At 74.8% G+C, this 18,789-nt stretch carries 18 protein-coding genes and 1 pseudogene; 8 read left to right on the top strand and 11 right to left on the bottom strand.

Annotated features, from left to right (window positions below; translation table 11 throughout):
- Nucleotides 1-10: 10 nt before the first annotated feature.
- The 6 genes from ACFUUZ_RS25225 to cobC all read right to left on the bottom strand — a co-directional run bounded on the left by ACFUUZ_RS25225 (nt 11) and on the right by cobC (nt 7,778).
- On the bottom strand, nt 11-2,470 hold the full coding sequence (locus ACFUUZ_RS25225; protein WP_378700274.1) for an FAD-dependent monooxygenase: 2,460 nt from the start codon (nt 2,468-2,470) through the stop codon (nt 11-13).
- Between the two features lie 285 nt (nt 2,471-2,755).
- Nucleotides 2,756-4,054, bottom strand: a complete 1,299-nt coding sequence (locus ACFUUZ_RS25220; protein ID WP_378700272.1) for a bifunctional RNase H/acid phosphatase — start codon at nt 4,052-4,054, stop codon at nt 2,756-2,758.
- On the bottom strand, nt 4,051-4,788 hold the full coding sequence (locus tag ACFUUZ_RS25215) for a zinc ribbon domain-containing protein (protein ID WP_378700270.1): 738 nt from the start codon (nt 4,786-4,788) through the stop codon (nt 4,051-4,053). Before ACFUUZ_RS25215 ends, ACFUUZ_RS25220 begins: the two co-directional genes overlap by 4 nt.
- 69 nt (nt 4,789-4,857) lie before the next feature.
- A complete protein-coding gene (locus tag ACFUUZ_RS25210; protein WP_378700268.1) occupies nt 4,858-5,499 on the bottom strand; it encodes a hypothetical protein in 642 nt (213 codons plus the stop codon).
- A gap of 90 nt (nt 5,500-5,589) precedes the next feature.
- Nucleotides 5,590-6,711 carry a Nif3-like dinuclear metal center hexameric protein gene (locus ACFUUZ_RS25205; RefSeq protein WP_378700265.1) on the bottom strand — a complete coding sequence of 374 codons (1,122 nt, stop codon included), beginning with the start codon at nt 6,709-6,711 and terminating at the stop codon, nt 5,590-5,592.
- Complete coding sequence (gene cobC / locus ACFUUZ_RS25200) at nt 6,708-7,778, bottom strand: Rv2231c family pyridoxal phosphate-dependent protein CobC (protein ID WP_378700263.1); 1,071 nt, start codon at nt 7,776-7,778, stop codon at nt 6,708-6,710. The genes ACFUUZ_RS25205 and cobC overlap by 4 nt, the downstream gene beginning before the upstream one ends.
- Before the next feature lie 106 nt (nt 7,779-7,884).
- Here cobC and ACFUUZ_RS25195 point away from each other — a divergent pair, with 106 nt between their 5' ends.
- Together ACFUUZ_RS25195 and ACFUUZ_RS25190 are read left to right on the top strand one after the other, a co-directional pair.
- Nucleotides 7,885-8,310: a low molecular weight protein-tyrosine-phosphatase gene (locus ACFUUZ_RS25195; RefSeq protein ID WP_378700285.1), complete on the top strand. Its 426-nt coding sequence runs from the start codon at nt 7,885-7,887 to the stop codon at nt 8,308-8,310.
- Nucleotides 8,310-9,164: an SURF1 family protein gene (locus tag ACFUUZ_RS25190; protein WP_378700261.1), complete on the top strand. Its 855-nt coding sequence runs from the start codon at nt 8,310-8,312 to the stop codon at nt 9,162-9,164. Before ACFUUZ_RS25195 ends, ACFUUZ_RS25190 begins: the two co-directional genes overlap by 1 nt.
- Nucleotides 9,165-9,259: 95 nt before the next feature.
- Here ACFUUZ_RS25190 and ACFUUZ_RS25185 read toward each other — a convergent pair whose 3' ends face one another.
- A complete protein-coding gene (locus tag ACFUUZ_RS25185; RefSeq protein WP_378700258.1) occupies nt 9,260-10,177 on the bottom strand; it encodes a cobalamin biosynthesis protein in 918 nt (305 codons plus the stop codon).
- A gap of 79 nt (nt 10,178-10,256) precedes the next feature.
- On the opposite strand from ACFUUZ_RS25185, the gene sigJ reads away from it, so the two are divergent.
- Nucleotides 10,257-11,183, top strand: coding sequence for an RNA polymerase sigma factor SigJ (sigJ, locus tag ACFUUZ_RS25180; RefSeq protein ID WP_378700257.1), 927 nt, complete (start codon nt 10,257-10,259; stop codon nt 11,181-11,183).
- Here sigJ and ald read toward each other — a convergent pair whose 3' ends face one another.
- Nucleotides 11,184-12,293, bottom strand: a complete 1,110-nt coding sequence (gene ald / locus ACFUUZ_RS25175) for an alanine dehydrogenase (RefSeq protein ID WP_378700256.1) — start codon at nt 12,291-12,293, stop codon at nt 11,184-11,186. It abuts the gene before it with no gap.
- Between the two features lie 64 nt (nt 12,294-12,357).
- A complete protein-coding gene (locus ACFUUZ_RS25170) occupies nt 12,358-13,131 on the bottom strand; it encodes an MBL fold metallo-hydrolase (protein WP_378700254.1) in 774 nt (257 codons plus the stop codon).
- A 71-nt stretch (nt 13,132-13,202) separates the two neighbouring features.
- Here ACFUUZ_RS25170 and ACFUUZ_RS25165 point away from each other — a divergent pair, with 71 nt between their 5' ends.
- The 4 genes from ACFUUZ_RS25165 (at nt 13,203) to ACFUUZ_RS25150 (ending at nt 15,661) form a co-directional block, all read left to right on the top strand.
- Entirely contained in the window at nt 13,203-14,147 is a 945-nt protein-coding gene (locus ACFUUZ_RS25165) for a GlxA family transcriptional regulator (RefSeq protein WP_378700252.1), read from the top strand.
- Between the two features lie 9 nt (nt 14,148-14,156).
- Nucleotides 14,157-14,672 (top strand): gamma carbonic anhydrase family protein, encoded by a 516-nt coding sequence (locus tag ACFUUZ_RS25160; RefSeq protein WP_378700249.1) that lies wholly within the window; start codon nt 14,157-14,159, stop codon nt 14,670-14,672.
- 166 nt (nt 14,673-14,838) lie between these two features.
- Nucleotides 14,839-14,976, top strand: a complete 138-nt coding sequence (locus ACFUUZ_RS25155) for a hypothetical protein (RefSeq protein ID WP_378700247.1) — start codon at nt 14,839-14,841, stop codon at nt 14,974-14,976.
- A 61-nt stretch (nt 14,977-15,037) separates the two neighbouring features.
- Nucleotides 15,038-15,661 (top strand): TetR/AcrR family transcriptional regulator, encoded by a 624-nt coding sequence (locus ACFUUZ_RS25150; RefSeq protein ID WP_378700245.1) that lies wholly within the window; start codon nt 15,038-15,040, stop codon nt 15,659-15,661.
- 1,191 nt (nt 15,662-16,852) lie between these two features.
- Here ACFUUZ_RS25150 and ACFUUZ_RS25145 read toward each other — a convergent pair.
- Nucleotides 16,853-17,482, bottom strand: a pseudogene (locus ACFUUZ_RS25145) (Eco57I restriction-modification methylase domain-containing protein); the annotation flags it as partial.
- A 135-nt stretch (nt 17,483-17,617) separates the two neighbouring features.
- Here ACFUUZ_RS25145 and ACFUUZ_RS25140 point away from each other — a divergent pair.
- Entirely contained in the window at nt 17,618-18,307 is a 690-nt protein-coding gene (locus tag ACFUUZ_RS25140; RefSeq protein ID WP_378700243.1) for a nitroreductase, read from the top strand.
- Between the two features lie 32 nt (nt 18,308-18,339).
- Here ACFUUZ_RS25140 and ACFUUZ_RS25135 read toward each other — a convergent pair whose 3' ends face one another.
- Nucleotides 18,340-18,774, bottom strand: a complete 435-nt coding sequence (locus tag ACFUUZ_RS25135; RefSeq protein WP_378700241.1) for a winged helix-turn-helix transcriptional regulator — start codon at nt 18,772-18,774, stop codon at nt 18,340-18,342.
- Nucleotides 18,775-18,789 lie beyond the last annotated feature (15 nt).

Here is an 18,789-nt window from a genome sequence, read left to right as displayed (position 1 = left end):
GCGATTCGGGTCAGAGCGCGCCGAGCAGCGCCCGCACTGTCTCGTCGGCCAGCCGCTCCGCCCGCTCCGCGGAGACGGCGGGCTCGACGTAGCCGAGGTTCAGGGTCAGCTCGCCGTGCAGCACCGTCGCGGTGGCCGAGACGAAGCCGCAGACCGACATCCCCGTCACGAACTGCGCGCCGGAGAGCCGCCACGCCCCCAGCTTGTCCGGGAAGGCCGGACGCTCCAGGTAGGTGAGACACAGGTGGCCTGGGCCGCCGCGGTCCAGCGCCCGCACCGCCGACCCGGCCGCCGCCGCCGACTTCGGCGTGGTCAGCCGGAGCAGCTCCACCGCGGCGAGGTGGTCCCGGTCGGCGATCCTGGTGCCGAGCTCGCGCTCCAGCTCGGCGGCGACCTGCCACAGCGGCGTCCACGGCGCGTACTCCGCGGTGCTGCTGATCAGCCCCTGGTAGACCCCGACCTCGGCATCCGAGACCGGCAGCTGCTCCCGGAAGTTCAGCAGGGTACCGATGGCGTAGGTGGCAGCATCCTCGGCCCCGGCCTCCCGCGCAGTGGCGCCGATCAGCGCCGCCGCCAGCGCCGCCCGCACCCCGACCCCGTGCTCGGCGCACCCCGCGAGCAGCGCCTCCAGCCGATCGCCGTCGATCCGCCGGTGCAGCACCCGGCTGCGCCGCGCCTTCGGCTCCGCCAGCTCGGTGGGGCGCAGCCGCTCGGCCCGCTTCAGCCGCGCCTGCTGGTCGCGGAGCACCGAGGTGGCGGTGCGCCTGAGCCCGCCGACGCCCGCCGGGAAGAGCTGCTCCGCGCCGGGCCGCACCGGCGCCGCCGGGTACTCCCCCGCCTCGCCCGCCGCCACCCGCAGCACCTGCTCGGCCACGGTGAGCGCGCTCTGCCCGTCGCCGACGACGTGGTGCAGAGTGATCAGCAGGTCCGCGCCCGACCCGTCGGCGGCGTGCACCAGCACCGCGCGGGCCAGCGGGCCGACCGCCGAGTCGAACGGCGCGGCGAGCTCAGTGCCGTCGACCTCGGCGAGCCAGCCCTCCGGCTCGGCCCCGGCCACCTCGCGCAGCGGGATCGCCCCGTCCACCGGGACGAACTCGGGTTCGGTGCCGTTCGGCCGGGCTTTCACCGCGACCCGCAGCAGCGGGTGCCTGCGCTGCACCTCGGCCAGCGCGGCGCGCACCCGCTCCGGGTCGACGGTGCCGTGCACCCGCACCCTCGCCACCACGTGCAGCGGCGCCAGCTGGTCGGCGATCCAGTGCCAGCGCTCGGCCGGGGTCAGCGCGCGCGGCAGCTCGGCGGTGGGGCCGGTGAGCGAGGGGAAGGACATCGGCTTGCTCAGCTCGCGCAGGAAGAACTCGGTCGGCGCCAAGCGGAAGTAGGTGTTGCGCAGCGCGACCAGCTTCGCGTCGGTGGTCTGCTCGATCATGCTGAGGCTGCGCGAGCCGTCCACGAACATGGCGGAGCGCTCGATCCGCTGCTGCTCGTAGCGGCGCAGCCCGAGCGCCGGGTCGACCGCGGAGCGCAGCGCGGCGGCCAGCGCCACCGCGTCCTCGATGGCGGCGTTGGCGCCCTGCGCGAGCGCGGGCAGCATGGGGTGCGCGGCGTCGCCGAGCAGCGTCACCCGGCCGCGACCCCACTGCGTGAGCGGCGGCCGGTCCTGCGCGGGCACCGCGAGGATCGCCTCCTCGTCGGTCTGCTCGATGCAGGCGCGCACCTCGGGCGCCCAGTCGGCGTAGAGCCGGAGCAGCTCCGCCTTGCCGCCCTTCCAGTCCGCGGCCTCGGCGGCGGGCAGCGTCTTCGTGCCCCACCAGTAGACCCGGCCGTCCCCGATGTCGTGCAGCCCGAACCGCATCCCGGTGCCCCAGTAGTGCGTCGACGAGCCCGGCCTGACCGTCTCGTGCTCGAACGGGATGCAGGCCAGCCAGCAGACGAAGCCGCCGGGGCGCGGGTCTGCACGGCCGTGCAGCTGGGCGCGGACCACCGAGTGAATGCCGTCGGCGCCGATCAGGACGTCGCCCTCGGCGACCCGGCCGTCGGCGAACTCGACCCGCACGTGGTCGTCGCCGTCGACGAAGCGGGTGGCGCGGGCGTCCAGGTGGATCGGGGTGTCACCGGCCGCGGTGCGCAGCGCGGCGTGCAGGTCGGCGCGGTGGATCGCAATGCTCGGCGCGTTCAGCCGCGCCTCCTGCTTCTCGACCGGGAGCACCCGCAGCGGCGAGCCGTCCGGGCGGCAGAACCGGAAGCTCTCGACCCTGGCGCCGCGCTCGAGCAGGTCCCGCTCCGGCTCGGGGCCGAGCGTGCGCAGCGCGTGCACGGCATTGGACTGCACCGAGAGCGCCGAGCCCTGGGCGCGCAGTTCGGGGCCGGCCTCGTAGATCTCGACGCCGATTCCGGCGTGCCTGAGCGCGGCGGCCGCGGTCAATCCGCCGATACCGGCACCGAGAACAACGACCTTCGCCGGACCGACCATAGAACGTGCACTCCCATCGAACATCCCGGGCACCGCGGGCTCGGGCGCACCGGCACCCCCTCGCGAAAATGCGCTGCTCACAACCGGTTTCGCCGGGGAGGGGACGTGTCTGTGCTTGACCGCGTGAAAGCCTACCGGCGGCCGGCTCCGGATACGATCCGGAGTGAGATTCACCGCAGGGTTCCCGGATTTCCGCGCGGATTTCGTTGTGATGCGTGATAATTCGCAATCCTTCCGGCCGGTAACAGCGTTCCCGGGGAAGAACCGCAGGTGGGAGAACCTGTTCTAGAGATACGAGGTGTCGTTGACCAGCCGCACCGAGGCGCCGCCGTCCGGGTAGAACTCGGCGATCGAGAGCGCGGCGAGATCCAGGTGCAGGCGGTAGAGGAGCGCGGGGCCCGCGTCGAGCGCCAGCTGCAGCAGGGTCTTGATCGGGGTCACGTGGCTGACCACAAGCACCGTCCGCTCCGGGAAGCGGGCGAGCAGGTCGTCGCGGGCGCGCTCGATCCTGGTGCGCACCGCGGCGAAGCTCTCGCCGTCCGGCGGGGGCAGGGCGGGGTCGCCGAGCCAGGCGGCGTGCGCCTCCGGGTCGCGGGCGGCGGCCTCGGAGAAGGTGAGCCCCTCCCAGCTGCCGAAATCGGTCTCGATGAGGTCGTCGACGATCTCCGCGCGCAGGCCGAGCGCGGTCGCGGCGGCGGTCGCGGTCTCGTGCGCGCGGGACAGGGGGGAGCAGACGACGGCGTCGATCCCGCCGCGCGCGGCGAGCATCGCCGCCGCCCGGGCGGCCTGCTCCCGCCCCACCTCGTCCAGCGGCGGATTTCCTCGCCCCGAGTAGCGGCGCTCCACCGAGAGCGCGGTGCGGCCATGCCGCAGCAACAGCAGCCGCGTCGGCGCCCCTACCGCCCCGGTCCAGCCCGGTGCCCGATTGCGCGCGGCTGCCGTGCCGGCGGTATCGCCGGGTGCACGGCCGTCCGCGGCCGCCACGGCGGCGAATGCCCGATCCGGCGCGGTCGCCGTGGCGGCGGCTCCGGCGGCCTGCGCCCCATCCCGTGTGGACGCCGCTGTCACCGGGTCCTCGCTCGGCGGGGCGCCGCGCTGCGCGGCACCGGCTTCCGCGCTCGCGAGCGCGCCGCCCCCGCCGCTCGCGGCGGGCAGTTCCTCGCCGCTCGCGGCGGCGTCCATGGCCTCGTTGGCGAGGCGGTCGGCGTGGCTGTTGCGGGCGCGCGGGATCCAGGCGAAGGAGACCGCGTCGAACTTCGCGACCAGCCCGCGCGCCTCCTCGGCCAGCGGAATCATGGAAGGGTGCTTGACCTTCCAGCGCCCGGAGAGCTGCTCGACCACCAGCTTCGAGTCCATCCTGACCTCGACGACGGCGGCCCCGAGCTCCAGCGCCGCCTCCAGCCCGGCGATCAGCCCCCGATACTCGGCGACATTGTTGGTCGCCACCCCGATGCTCGCCCGCCGCTCGGCGAGCACGTCGGCGCGCGCCGCGTCCCAGACGACGGCCCCGTACCCGGCCGGCCCCGGATTGCCGCGCGACCCCCCGTCCGCTTCGACGATCACGGTGCCCGGCCGGGCGGTCACAGCCCCGATTCCTTGGTGCGCACCAGGATCGCGCCGCACTCCGGACAGCGCAGCACCACGTCCGGCTCGGTCTTGGCGATCCGCGCGATCTCGCCGCGGTCCAGCTCGATCCGGCAGGCCCCACAGCGCCGCGCCTGCAGCAGCGCCGCCCCGACGCCGTGCGCCGCGCGCTGCCGGTCGTAGAGCGCGAGCAGCTCGCCGGGGAACTGCCCGACCAGCCCGGCCCGGTCGTTCTCGCAGCGCTGCTGCGCCACGTCCAGGTCGGCCACGGCCTCGTCGCGCAGCCGCTGCGCGTCGGTGAGCTCCTCCTCGGCCCGGCTCAGCCTGGCGCCCGCGTGGTCGTGGTCCGCGGCCGACGCCTCGCGCCGCTCCATTACCTCGAGCAGGTCGTCCTCCAGCGCGCCGCGGCGGCGCTCCAGGCTGGTGAGCTCGTGCTCCAGGTCGGTGAGCTGCTTGGCGTGCACCGCGCCGGAGGTGAGCATGGAGCGGTCGCGCTCCTCGCGCTTGCGCACCGCCTCGACCTCGCCCTCCAGCTTGCGGATGTCGCGATCCAGGTCGTCGAGCTCGATCTCGACCTTGACCGCGGCGTCCTTCTGAGCGTTGCGCTCCGCCTCCAGCCGGGCCACCTCCTGCTGCTCGGGCAGCACCTTCCGCCGGTGCGCGATCCGCGTCAGCTCGGCATCGGCGGCCGCGAGCCGGAGCAGCGCGGCCTGGATCGATGGTTCGACATTCACTGCGGGCAGACTCCTGGGAGACGAGGTGGGGCACGAGCAGGTCCACCACCGTACCGCGCAGCGGGCCGCCTACTCGGCGGGCCTGGTCTTGATGGCGTCGCGGGAGATGAAGACGTCGAACTCGCCCGGCGTGGCGATCACCGCGTTGCCGTAGGCGGAGCGCACGAAGGGCTCGGTGAACCAGCGCCCCTCGTCCATGTCCTGGAAGAAGTCGCGGTCCTCGCCGTTCAGGAAGATGTGGTTCTGCGCGGTGGCGACGCCGTCGAGCCGCTGGCCGTAGAGCCTGGTCACCTTGTACCCGGAGCCGAAGCCGAGCGCGTTCACCCACGGCTCCAGCTCGACGATATTGGCCTGCAGCACCCAGAGGTCGCCCTCCACCTGGTAGGTGTCGGTGCGCTCCTCGTGCTGGTCGTCGCCGAAGAGCGTGACCCGCACCTCCATCCGGTGCTCCTGCCCGGCGACGGGGGTGGCGACGACGTGCGCGGCCTTCACCTCGCCCGCCAGCCCGAGGTAGGTCTGCACCAGGGTGACCACCCAGAGCAGCAGCAGCGCGGCGACCAGCAGCACGACGCCGCTGGTGCCGCGGCCGAGTAGCGCGCGCAGCCCGAAGCTGCGCATCCGCACGAACGCCGAAACCAGCAGTGCCACCGCGACGACGATCGCAACGATCAGACCGACCTGCAGCACCCCGAAATCCACCGGGTAACTCATGCCGTGGTTATACCCCTGTCGGAGCGGGAATCTCGGGCGAATCGGGGACGGAACCGAGCCGTCACCTCCGCGTGACGCGCCGTTCGCCGCTCAGTGCCCGCACCCGACGGTCCACGGGTCGGTGCGCAGCGCCGAGACGTGCGTGGTCAGCCCGGGCAGCGCATTGCGGACCAGCGCCGCCGCCTGTGCGCACCAGGGGAATTCGGTGGCCCAGTGCGCGGCGTCGATCAGCGCCGGGCCGCCCGCGCGCAGGTGCTCGTCGGCGGGGTGGTGGCGCAGGTCGGCCGTGAGGTAGGCGTCCACCCCGCTGCGCGCGACCGTGCCGAGGAACGAGTCGCCTGCGCCGCCGCAGACCGCGACCGTGCGCACGATCCGCTCCGGGTCGCCCGCGGCGCGCACGCCCCAGGCGGTGGCGGGGAGCGCGGCGGCGGCGCGCGCGGTGAAGTCGCGCAGGGTTTCCTGGGTCGGCAGCGTGCCGATGCGGCCGAGACCGGTGCCGGTGGGGAGCGCGGCACGGGGGCTGACGTGGAAGGCGGGCTCCTCGTACGGGTGCGCGGCGCGCAGCGCGGCGAGGACCGCGGTGCGGCGGTTCGGCGGGGCGATCACCTCGAGCCGGTCCTCGGGGACGCGGGTCAGCTCGCCCGCCGTGCCGACGGCCGGGTTCGCGCCGGGCATCGGGCGGAACTGGCCGGTGGAGGGGGTGATCGAGGCGCAGTCCCGGTAGTTGCCCGTCCCGCCCGCGCCCGCGGCGAAGAGCGCGGCGGCGACCGCGTCGGTGTGCTCGCGGGGGACCTGGACGGTCCAATTGTCCACCGGGGCCGCGTCCTGCGGGTCGAGCGGGCGGAGGTCGTGGAGGCCGAGCGCTTCGGCGAGCGCGTCCGAGACGCCGGGGGCGGCGGAGTCGGCGTTGGTGTGCGCGGTGAAGAGGGCGCAGCCGCTGCGGACGAGGCGGTGCAGCAGCGCGCCCTTCGGGGTGTCGGCGGCGACGGTGTCGACGCCGCGCAGCAGCAGCGGGTGGTGCGCGACCAGCGCCTGCGCCCCCGCCGCGATCGCCTCGTCGACCACGGCCGCGGTGGCGTCGACGGCGAAGTGCACCCGGTGCACCGGTTCGGCCGGATCGCCGCAGACCAGGCCGACCGAGTCCCAGGATTCGGCGAGCGACGGCGGGTAGGCGGTGTCCAGCACCGCGATCAGCTCGGCCAGGGTGGTCATGCGGGAAGGCTCCCTCCGGTCGGGACGGTGGCGCTGCGGTGGGCGCGGATGGCGGCGGTGAGGGTGGCGACCGCGGGGGCGTCGCGGACGGCGACGCGGAGGTGGTCGGGGCCGAGGCCGGGGAAGGTGTCGGCGCGGCGGACCGCGATGCCGTCCGCGGCGAGTGCGGTGCGGAGGGCGGCGCCGTCGGGGGCGCGGAGCAGCAGGAAGGGGCCCGCGGCGGGGGTGTGCACGGCGATGCCGAGCGCGCGGAGCTTGGCGACCATCGCCTCCCGCTCGGCGGCGATGGCCAGCGCCTCGCGCTCGGCCCACGCGACGGCGCCCGGCTCGGCGGTGGCGGTGATCGCCTCCAACTGCAGCGTGCCGAGCGGCCAGTGCGGGCGCCCGTGCGCCAGCCGGGCCAGCAGCTCCGGCGCGCCGAGGAGGTACCCGCAGCGCAGCCCGGCGAGCGCCCAGGTCTTGGTGAGGCTGCGCAGGACAAGCACGTCCGGCGCCGCGAGCCCGGCCAGCGACGCGGGCTCGCCGGGGACCGCGTCCATGAAGGCCTCGTCGACCACGAGCACCCGCCCCGGCCTGCGCAGCGCGGTGATCGCAGCCGCCGGGTGCAGCACCGAGGTCGGGTTGGTGGGGTTGCCGAGCACCACCAGGTCGGCGTCGTCCGGCACCGCGGCGGCGTCGAGGGCGTAGGGCGGCTCGAGCAGCACCCGGCGTACCGGCACCCCGGCCTCGCGCAGCGCCAGCTCCGGCTCGGTGAAGGAGGGGTGCAGCACCGCGGCCGCGCGCGGCGCCAGCCTGGGCAGCAGCGCGAACCCCTCGGCGGCGCCGCCGAGCAGCAGCACCTCCTCCTGGCTCCGCCCGTGCCTGGCCGCGACCGCCGCCCGCGCCCGCCGCTCCTCGGCCGCCGCGGGGTACCGCGCCAGGTCGCCGAGCCGGGCGGCGAGCCGCTCGCGCAGCCACGGCGGCGGCGCGGTACCGCGCACGTTCACCGCGAAATCGAGCATGCCCGGCACCGCCTCCACGTCACCGTGGTGCCGCAGCGCGGCGTGGTCGATGGTGTCCTCTGGCACGTCTGCACACCCTACGTGGCGTGGCACCGGCGCCCGCGGGGACAATGGCGGCGTGGGTGAGCTGCACGTGTCCTTCGTCTGTACCGGCAATATCTGCCGATCGCCGATGGCGGCGCGGGTCTTCGAGAAGCACCTGGAGCGGGCCGGGCTGGCCGACCGGGTGCGGGTGACCAGCGCGGGCACCGGCGACTGGCACGTGGGCAACCCGGCCGACCCGCGCACCGCCGCCGTGCTGCGCCGGGCGGGCTACGACGACGCGCACGTCGCCGCCGAGTTCGGCGCCGCGCACCGGGACGCCGACCTGGTCGTCGCGCTGGACACCACGCACGAGCGCGCCCTGGCCCGGCTCGGCGTCCCCGCCGACCGCCGCCGCCTGCTGCGCAGCTTCGACCCGGCCGCCGACGGGCCGGACGTCCCCGACCCGTACTACGGCGACGACGCGGGCTTCGACCTGGTCCGCGACCAGATCGAGGCCGCGGTGCCCGGGCTGCTCGACTGGGTGCGCGCCGAACTCCCCGGGGAGTCGGGCTGATGCGCAGATTCTCCTTCCTGCTCCGACCCAGCTGGCTCGTGCTCGCCGCGCTGGTGGCCGGGTTCGCCTACCTCTGCTTCACCGTGCTCGCGCCGTGGCAGCTGGGCAAGAACGACAGCACCGAGCACCGCAACCAGCTGATCGCCGACTCCGTGCGGGCCGATCCGGTGGACGTCGGCGAGCTGCTCGCCGCGGACTCCGGGGTGCAGCCGGACGCGGTGGAGTGGCGCCGGGTCACCGCCACCGGTTCGTACCTGCCGGACAGCACGGTCCTGGTCCGGCTGCGGCACCTGGACGGGGCGCCGGGGTACACCGTGCTCGGCGCCTTCCGGCTGGACGACGGGCGGGTGCTGCTGGTGGATCGCGGGCTGGTGAAGGCGGTCGACGGGTCGCGGCCGCCCGCCGTGCCCGAGCCGCCCGCCGGTTCGGTGACGCTCGCGGCCAGGGTGCGGGACAGCGAGGGGGTGGCGCCGGACCGGGCGCCGTCGGTGCAGGACGGGTTCCGGCAGGTGTACTCCATCGACACCGGGCAGGGGGCCGAGGTGCTCGGGGTGTCGCTGACCAGCGTGCCGACCGGGGGGCGCGGGGGGTACCTGCAGCTGGACGAGGGGCAGGCGGGGGTCTTCGCGCCGAGCCCGCTGCCGCAGTTGGATGCGGGGCCGTACCTGTCGTACGGGTTGCAGTGGTTGGCGTTCGGAATCATGGCGCCGCTGGGGTTGGGGTACTTCGCGTACGCCGAGATCCGGGCGCGGCGGGCGGAGAAGGCTGGTCCCGCGCCGGTCGCGGAGGTGGTGGATTCGGCAGCGGTGACGCCCGAGCAGCGGTTGGCGGATCGGTACGGGCGCTCCCGCTGACGTAGATCGCCCGCTCCGCGCTCGACCGAATATCGCCACAGGCATGTCCTGCGGCTGCACACCACCGACAGGCGCGCCCCGGGGCCGCCTTCCGGTCAGCGGCGCTTCCGCGCTACCGCCGCGGCGACGGCGACGACCACCGCTCCGAGCTGGACCAGCTCGGAGAGCCGGACGGCGCGGCGCAGATCGGCGACCCGCGGATCGCGGCCGCGACCGAGGACCGGGCGCAGCTCGGTGCCGTGCGCGTACCGCGTCGGCCCGCCGAGCCGGATGCCGAGCGCACCGGCGGCCGACGCCTCGACCACCCCGGCGTTGGGGCTCGGGTGCGCACCGGCGTCCCGGCGCCAGGCGGCGAGCGCACCGGCGGCGCTGCCGCCGAGCAGCGGCGCGAGCGCCACGGTGAGCGCGCCGGTGAGCCGGGCGGGCACCAGGTTGGCGAGGTCGTCGACCCTGGCCGCGGCCCAGCCGAAGCGCCGGTAGCGCGCGTTCCGGTACCCGATCATGGCGTCCAGCGTGTTCACCGCGCGGTACCCGAGCAGCCCCGGCACCCCGGCGACCGCACCCCAGAAGAGCGGCGCGACGGTCGCGTCCGAGGTGTTCTCGGCGATAGATTCCAGCGCCGCCCGCGCCAACCCGTCGGCATCGAGGTGGGCGGGATCACGCCCGCAGAGCGAGGGCAGCAGCGCCCGCGCGCGCTCGATGTCCCCCGACTCCAGCGCATCCGCCATCCGCCGCCCGGTCCGCGCCAGACTCGTCCCGCCCAGCACGGTCCAGGTCGCGACCGCCACCACCGGCAGCCCACCCCGGCCCAGCACCCGCCCCGGGCCGACCACCGCCCCCACCGCGACCGCCTCGTGCACCGCCCCGGCGAGCCGGTGGTCCCGGTAGGTCACCCGCTCCAGCGCGAGCGCCCCGCTCCCGAACCCGGCCACCGGATGCCACCGCCGCGGATCCCCGAACGCCAGGTCGAGTGCGAAGCCGAGCGCGAGACCGAGGGGCACCGAGGTGGACACCCGGCGAGGTTAGCCGGTGCTGTCACACTCGGACCGGCCACGTCGTCCACCTGACGACGGACCGAGAAACGAACGGTGGATGGCGATGCACGACGAGACCGCCGCGCTGGCGCGCGAATTCCAGGAGCACCGGCCCTACCTGCGCAGGCTCGCCTACAGCACGCTCGGCAGCCTGGCCGACGCCGACGACGTGGTGCAGGAGGCGTGGCTGCGGCTGCAGCGGCACACCGAATCCGGCGGCGCCCCGATCGAGAACCTGCGCGCCTGGCTCAGCACCGCCACCGGCCGGCTCGCGCTGGACCACCTCGGCTCGGCCCGGGTGCGCCGCGAGCAGTACGTCGGCGAGTGGCTCCCCGAACCGGAGGTGACCACCTCGGCCGACCCCGCCGACCGCGTCACCCAGGACGAGCGGGTGACGACGGCGCTGCTGGTGGTGCTCGAATCGCTCTCCCCCGCCGAGCGCACCGCCTTCGTGCTGCAGGACGTCTTCGGCATGAGCGGCCCCGAGGTCGCCGACGTGGTCGGCCGCACCCCGGCCGCGGTCAGGCAGCTCGCCTCCCGCGCCCGCAAGCGGGTCGAGGACGGCACCCCGCGCTTCCCCGCCTCCCCGGACGAGCACCGGAAGGTGGTCTCCGCCTTCGCCCTGGCCTGGCGCTCCGGCGACCTCGCCGCGCTGCTCGGCGTGCTGGACGCGAAGGTCAGCCTGACCGCCGACAGCGGCGGCAAGGTGCCCGCCATCCGCAGGCCGGTGGCGGGCGCGGAGCTGGTGGCCAAGCTGCTGGTCGGCTGGTACCACGCGCCCGCCGCCAGGCACGGCTGGGGCCGGGCGGTGCTGGTCAACGGTGCCCCGGGGCTGCTGGTCTTCGACGGCAACCACACCGGCGTCTTCGCCTTCACCGTCGACGCGGGCCGGATCACCGCCATCCACGTGGTCCGCAACCCGGACAAGCTGCGCGACCTGCCCGAGACCGCCGAGCCGGACTGGTACCTCACCGACCCGGAGTGATCAGCCGAGGTCCGGCGCGGCGACCGGGATCCCGTGCGCCGCGCCGACCTCCGCCGAGAAGAGCTTCCCGTTCGCCGCGGTGAGCCCGGCGACCAACCCGCGGTCCGCCCGGCATGCGGCCCGCACCCCGCGGTCGGCGATGGCGAGCACCGGGGGCAACGTGGCGTTGGTGAGCGCGAGGGTGGCGGTGTGCGGCACCGCGCCCGGCATGTTGGCGACGCAGTAGAAGAGCGTGTCCGCGACCGGGAAGGTCGGCGCGGCGTGCGTGGTCGGGCGCGAGTCGGCGAAGCAGCCGCCCTGGTCGACGGCGACGTCCACCAGCACGGCGCCCGGGCGCATCCGCCCGACCAGCTCGGTGGAGACCAGCTTCGGCGCCCGCGCGCCCGGCACCAGCACCGAGCCGATCACCAGGTCGGCACCGCGCACCGCCCGCTCGACCTCGGTGTTGTTCGAGGCGACGGTGACGATCCGGCTGCCGAACCGCAGCTCCAGCTCGCGCAGCCGCGCCTGGTTGGTGTCGAGCACCGTCACCTGCGCCCCCATCCCGGCGGCGACCTCGGCCGCGCAGGCGCCCGCCACCCCGCCGCCGAGCACCACCACCTCGCACGGCCGCACCCCGGGCACCCCGCCCGGCAGCACCCCGGCCCCGCCCAGCGGCGCCATCAGGTGGTACGCCCCGACCTGCGCCGCCAGCTTCCCCGCCACCTCGCTCATCGGCGCGAGCAGCGGCAGCGAGCCGTCCGGCGCGCGCACCGTCTCGTAGGCGAGCGCGGTGACGCCGGAGCGCAGCAGCGCCTCGGTGCAGCCGCGGGAGGCGGCCAGGTGCAGGAAGGTGAAGAGCACCTGGCCGCGGCGCAGCAGCGGGTACTCCGCCTCGACCGGCTCCTTCACCTTGAGCACCAGCTCGGCCGCGCCCCACACCTCCGCGGCGGCGGGCACCGAGACCGCCCCCGACTCGGTGTAGTCGGCGTCCCCGAACCCGGACCCCACCCCGGCGCCCCGCTCGACCAACACCTCGTGCCCGTGCCGCACCAGCTCGGCGGCGCCCGCGGGCGTCAGCGCCACCCGGAACTCCTGTTCCTTGATCTCCCGCGGTACTCCGATGCGCATGGGGTCATCGTGGCGCACGGCGGGCGGCTCCGCGCCCCGCCGCGCCGCCGGACGCCCGCGGCCTTCACACCCGCGTCGGCACCCCGATCTCGAAGCGCACCCCCGGCACCGGGATCCGCAGCCGCTCCGCCTGTCCGGCGTACTCGAACGTGCGCCGCAGATGCTCCAGCGTCTCGCTGAAGTGCGCCCACCCCTCGCCGTGCACCGGCACCACAACGGCATTGCCGAGCAGCTCCGCCGCCTGCAGGGCGGTGCGCGCGTTCAGCGTGACGTCCGCGTCGCCGAACAGCCCGACGTTCGCCGCCCCCACGTTCAGCACCGCGATATCGATCGGCCCCAGCCGCTCCGCGATCCGCCCCACCACCTCGACCGAGGCATTGTCCCCCGACACGTACACCACCGGCTGTCCTGGAGCGCGCAGCACGAACCCGGTGACCACCCCGGTCACCGGCTCGCACCCCGCGGGCCCGTGCAGCGCGGGCACCGCCGTCACCTCGACTCCGCCCACCGGCACCGTCTCCCACTCGGCCACCCCGCGCACCCCGGGGATGCGCTCCGCGGCGCCGGGCGTGGAGAGCACCACCGGCACCTCCCCGAGCAGCACGCGCCCTGATTCGTCCAGATTGTCGGCGTGCTCGTCGTGCGAGAGCAGCACCGCGTCGATCGGCCCGATCTCGGTCCGCGGCACCGCGGGCCCGTGCAGCTTGTGCAGCGACACCGCGACGCCCGGGTAGTCCCTCGGCTCGTCGAAGGTGGGATCGGTGAGCCAGGTGCGACCGCCGTAGCGGAACCGCAGCGTCGGCCCGCCGACATGCAGTGCGTCGAAGGAGAAAGTCATGTCCTCGATGCTCGGCCCGCACGCACCCCGGAACCAGTGGCCCGCAAGTCACACACCGCTAAGATCGGGCCATGCACGAGGTAGCCGTCCTCGCCTTCGACGGCATCAGCCCCTTCCACCTGGCGGTCCCGACCCTGGTCTTCGGCCGCGTCGGCATCGACGGCCCCGCCCCCTACGCCGTCCGCGTCTGCGCCGAACACCCCGGGAGACTCGCCACCCCCGCCGGCTTCGCCCTGCACGTCGACCACGGCCTCGACACCATGGCCACCGCCGACACCATCGTGATCCCGAGCTGGCGGCAGCACGCCACCCCCTCCCCCGAGCTGCTCGGCGCCCTGCGCACCGCCAACGCCCGCGGGGCCAGACTGGTCGGCCTCTGCCTCGGCGCCTGGGCCATCGCCGCGACCGGCCTCGCCGACGGCAGGGAGTTGACCACCCACTGGGCCACGGCCGAGCAGCTGGCCACCGCCTTCCCGAAGGTGCGGGTCCGCGCCGACACCCTCTGGTCCGACCTCGGCGACATCGTCACCTCGGCAGGCGTCGCCGCCGCGCTCGACTGCTGCCTGCACCTGGTCCGCACGGACCACGGCTCCCTCGCCGCCGCCGAGCTGGCCTCCGCCCTGGTCACCGCACCGCACCGGAGCGGCTCCCAGGCCCAGTTCATCCCGGTCCCGGTCCCCGACCCGGCCGACGACGACCCGGTCGAGCGGGCCATGGTCTGGGCACGGGCCAACCTGGCCGACCCGATCGACCTGGACGGCTTGGCCGCGGTCGCCCACATGTCCCGGCGCACCTTCACCCGCCGCTTCCGCGACCGCACCGGCGCCAGCCCCCAGCAGTGGCTGCTGCACCAGCGCGTCGACGCGGCCCGGCTGCTGCTGGAGAGCACCGACGAGACGGTCGAGCGGATCGCGGGCCGGGCGGGCTTCGGCTCCGCGGTCAGCCTGCGCCACCACTTCCAGCGCAGGCTCGGGACCAGCCCGGCCGGGCACCGCGCCCAGTTCCGGCCCGGCTAGGTTCGGGGTATGAGAATCGAGATCGGCGGCCACGCCCCTGCCATCGACGAACGCGCCTGGATCGCGCCGACCGCGACGGTGATCGGCCGGGTGACGCTCGCCGCGGACGTCAGCATCTGGTACGGCGCCGTGCTGCGCGCCGATCTGGAGACCATCGACATCGGCACCGGGACGAACATCCAGGACGGCTGCGTGCTGCACTCCGACCCCGGCTTCCCGCTCACCGTCGGCAGCGGGGTCTCGGTGGGGCACAACGCGATCCTGCACGGCTGCACCGTGGAGGACGACGTGCTGGTCGGCATGGGGGCAACCGTCCTGAACGGCGCGGTGATCGGCGCCGGCAGCCTGATCGCGGCCAATGCCCTGATCCCGGAGGGCGCGCGGATCCCGCCCGGCTCGCTGGTCGCCGGGGTGCCCGGCAAGGTCAAGCGGGAGCTCGGCGACGCCGAGCGGGACGGCATCAAGCTCAACGCCGCTGTGTACCTTCACAACACGACCCCGCACCGGGACGCCACGCCGTTGTGAGGGACACCACACCGAAGGGCCCGCCGCGGAACCGTTGATAACATGATCACAGCGCCCCGCCACGGCGCTGGATCTTCCGGCTTGCCGCGGGCGTTGCGTGTGGGCAGGAGGTATCACGGTGGCGTACGAGCGTTCGGGTATGCACCGTTCGGGGGGACGGATCAGTGTGGCCGACATCGCGGCCCAACCGGGGGGAATCGAGGCGCTGCGCCGCAGGGTGCACGAGCTGCGGTGTCGCGGGGTGGATTTCGCCGCCAATGCGATCGAGCGGGAAATGGCGGATTTCGACCTGCCCGGCGGCTGACCGGCCGGTGTCGCGGGGTGAAATAATCTCGTCGGATCACTGCACGTCGACGGGAGATGTGATGTCCGCGGTTCCGCCGATGCTCCAGCGCATCCTGGAGAAGCCGGTCGCCGATGGTGAGCGGTTGCTGGAGAGCGCCTTCTCGGCCTTCCTCGATTTCGGCATCAAGCGCACCAGCATGGGCGAGATCGCGCGCCGCGCCGGGATCAGCCCGGCCACCCTCTACCGCCGCTTCGAATCCAAGAACGACCTGGTCGAGGCGGTGACGGTGCGCGAGGCGCAGCGCTTTGTGGCCGAGATCGACGGCCGGGTGCGCACCGTCAGCGGCTCCGACGACCAGCTGGTGGAGATCTTCGTCGCCTTCATCACCGCGATCGCGGGCAACCAGCTGCTGCGCAGGCTGCTGCGCACCGAACCGGAGCTGATCCTGCCCAAGCTCACCACCGACGCCGGGCCGGTGCTCGCCATCGGCCGCACCTACCTGGCGGAGAAGCTGCGCGAGCTAGGCGAGCCCGGCGCCGCCGAGCAGGTCGACCCGGATCTGGTCGCCGAGATCATGGCCCGGCTCGCGCTCTCCCTCGCGCTCACCCCGGACGGCCTCATCCCGATCGACGACGCCGAGGCGGGCCGCGATTTCGCCAGGCGCACCCTGCTCCCGATGATCGGCGTCCGCCCCAGGGCCTGACCCTCGGCGCAGCCCGAAGGCGGCGCGGACCCGCTCGTCCAGCAGCGCGGCCGCGGCGGCGTCGAACTCCCGGCCCGCCAGCAGCTCGACCGCCAGCGCGATCACCGCCCGCGCCGCGGGGGCCGCGGGGTCGGGCAGCGGCATCCCGGAGACGTACTGGGTGATCCATCGGCGGCGGCCGGAGTAGAGCCGGTTCCCGCACACCGCGTCGTACCAGCGCAGCCCCACCGCGGAGTTGGCGACGCCGGTGACGAGCGCGGCCAGCTCCTCGGCGCGCTCGCCTAGGTCGGCCAGCGAGAGCCAGTAGCAGTCGCCGTTCACCACCGCGCCGGAGCGGTCCAGCGCGAACCGCGGGGCCGCGCTGATGTCCGGGAAGACCACCTTCGGCGCGCGCCACAGGTGCGGCCGCTGCGGCACCCAGATCTCGAACCACGCCCTTCCGCCCGCGGTGACGTAGCGCCGCGCGGCCAGCGCCTCCCGGTGCGCGGTCAGGTAGGCCGCGGCGCCGGGGTAGACGGCCAGGTCGACCGGGGTGCGCCTGGTCGCCGCCGTGTCGTACGGGTACAGCACCCGGACGTCGCGCGCGCGTTCGATCCGCCACGGCGCCAAGTCGTCGTGGGTGAGCAGCGGGAGCAGCAGCTCCGGCTCCGGGCTCGGCCGCACCGCGTCCCAGCGATCCGAGATGAACACCGGGTCCGCGGTCGTCTTGATCCCCACCCGGATCCGCCCCAGCTCCCCCACCCGCCGCCAGGTCGCCGCGTCGATCGCACCCAGCCAGGCATCCAGCTCCGGATGCGAGAGCCGCCACGGCGCGGCACCCGCCTTGGCCCCGGGCGACCGCCGGGTCCGCCCCACCGAGGTGACCGTCGCGGAGGCTGCCCCCGGGGTCCCGTCCACGACGCCGCGGACCGACCCCGGCTCGGAAGCCGCGCCCGGCTCTCTTCGACCGGCAGCGGAACCCGCGCCGGGTTCGCCGGTGACGAGCACCCCGACCTCCATCGCGAACTCCCGCTCCCCGAGCGCGATCCGCCGGCTCCGCGGCGCGAGCATCGCGTCGAAGAGGTCGTCGGACTCCGCGCCGGGATCGGCGCCACCCACCTGGTACACCGAGACGAAGCGGCACGGCCCGGCGACGGCTCCCTTGACCGCGATCGTCACCGCGGGCAGCACCGCCGCCGCGAACAACTTGGTGTCCCCGAGGTCGTACAGCTCGACCGGCGCCAGCTCGTCGCGCAGCAGCTCCCGCACATTGACCCCCGCCCGCGTGGTCAGGTACCGGTTCGCGCAGAGCAGCGCGAGCACCCCGCCGGGCGCGAGCAACCGCGCGGCCGACGCCACGAAGGGGTGCGTCAGATCGATCCGCCCGCGCAGCCCGTACCTGGCCCGCAGCGCGGTCGCGGCGGCTCCGCCGAGCTGCTGGGTGCGCACGTACGGCGGATTGGTGATGACCGCGTGGAACTCCCCCGCGGGCAGCGCGTCCGCCGCGGCCAGGAAGTCACCCGCCCACCAGCGCGCCGCCACCCCCGCGGCCGCGGCCCTGCTCCCGGCCAGCCGCAACCCGGCCGCGTGCAGGTCGTGGCCGACCAGCTCCAGCCGCGTCTCCGGCCGCAGCCGCGCCGCCTCGGCCGCCACCGCGAGCAGCAGCTCACCGTCGCCGCAGGCCGGGTCGAGCACGCGCAGCACCGGGCCGGGCGGGGCGTGCGCCAGCAGCCGCCGCGCCAGGAATCCGGCCAGCGCGGGCGGGGTGTAGTGCCGCCCGTGCCGCTTCCGGTCCCGGTCCGCCGGGCCCCGGCCGCCGCGCGCCGCGGGTGGATCGGCCATGCGCCGATTGTGCCTCAGGGTGTGGCGTACGCCACCCAACCCGGCGGACCCGGTCCACCTCCGGACACTTCTCGTCAGCGAACCCCACTGCTACTGTTTGGTCTCGAAAAGAGACCAAAACGGCGAGGGAGCCCCATGACAGCGATCGACACCGACCAGTACACCGCGCTGCGCCGGCTGCTGGACGAGCGCTGGACCTGCCGTCAGTTCCGCCCGGAGCCGGTGCCGCGGGAGATCGTGGAGCGGCTGCTGCTCGCCGCCCAGCGCACCCCGTCCTGGTGCAACACCCAGCCGTGGCGGGTCGAGGTCACCGACGGCGCGGGCACCGAGCGCTTCCGGACCGCGCTGCGCGCGCACCTCGCCGCCCCCGACGGCGGGCCGGACTTCCCCTTCCCGCCCGCCTACACCGGCGTCCACCAGCAGCGGCGCCGGGAGTGCGGCGGCCAGCTGTACGAGAGCGTCGGGATCGAGCGCGGCGACAAGGCGGCCGCGTTCCGGCAGACCATGCGCAACTTCGACTTCTTCGACGCGCCGCACGTGGCGATCGTCAGCGCCCCCGCCGACCTCGGCGTCTACGCCGCCGTCGACTGCGGCCTCTACCTGAACAGCTTCCTGCTCGCCGCGCAGAGCCTCGGCCTCGGCGCCGCCCCGCAGGCCGCGCTCGCCACCTACGCCCCCTTCGTCCGCCGCCACTTCGGCATCCCGGACGACCAGCGCGTGGTCGCGGGCATCTCCTTCGGCTACCCCGACGCCGAGCACCCCGTCAACAACTTCCGCACCACCCGCGCCGACCTCGCCGACACCGTGCACTTCCACAGCGCCTGACCGCTCGCGCAGCTGCCGGGATTCGCGTGCCCTCAGCCCGGCCGGACGGCCGCGGGCTCGGGCACGACGTCGCGCGCCGTCATCTCGGCTCCGCAGTGGTCGCAGGCCAGCCGTACGTGCGCCTCCCCGGCGCAGTCCCGGTGGCTGTACCGCACCGGCGGCCCGTCCGGCGCCATGTGCGCGTCACCCCAGTCCCGGATGGCGAGCAGCACCGGGTAGATGTCGTGCCCCTTGGGCGTGAGCCGGTACTCCCCGGACTCCACCTTGACCAGGATCCCGTGCTCGATCAGCCGATCCAGCCGATCCAGCAGCCTGCTGCGCGAGATCCCGAGCGCGCTCTGGAACCCGTTGAACCGCCGGATCCCGCTGAAGCAGCACTTGAGGATGAGCAGCGTCCAGCGGTCCCCGAAGACGACGAGCGGCCGGGTGATCGAGCACGGCACCTCGGCGAGATCCTGGTAGCGCATCCGGCGATGCTACCG

It is taken from the genome of Nocardia sp. NPDC057353, assembly GCF_042667085.1.
GTDB lineage: Bacteria > Actinomycetota > Actinomycetes > Mycobacteriales > Mycobacteriaceae > Nocardia.
Note: the sequence above shows the minus strand (reverse complement) of the source record. Positions and strands in the feature narration are given on the sequence as shown.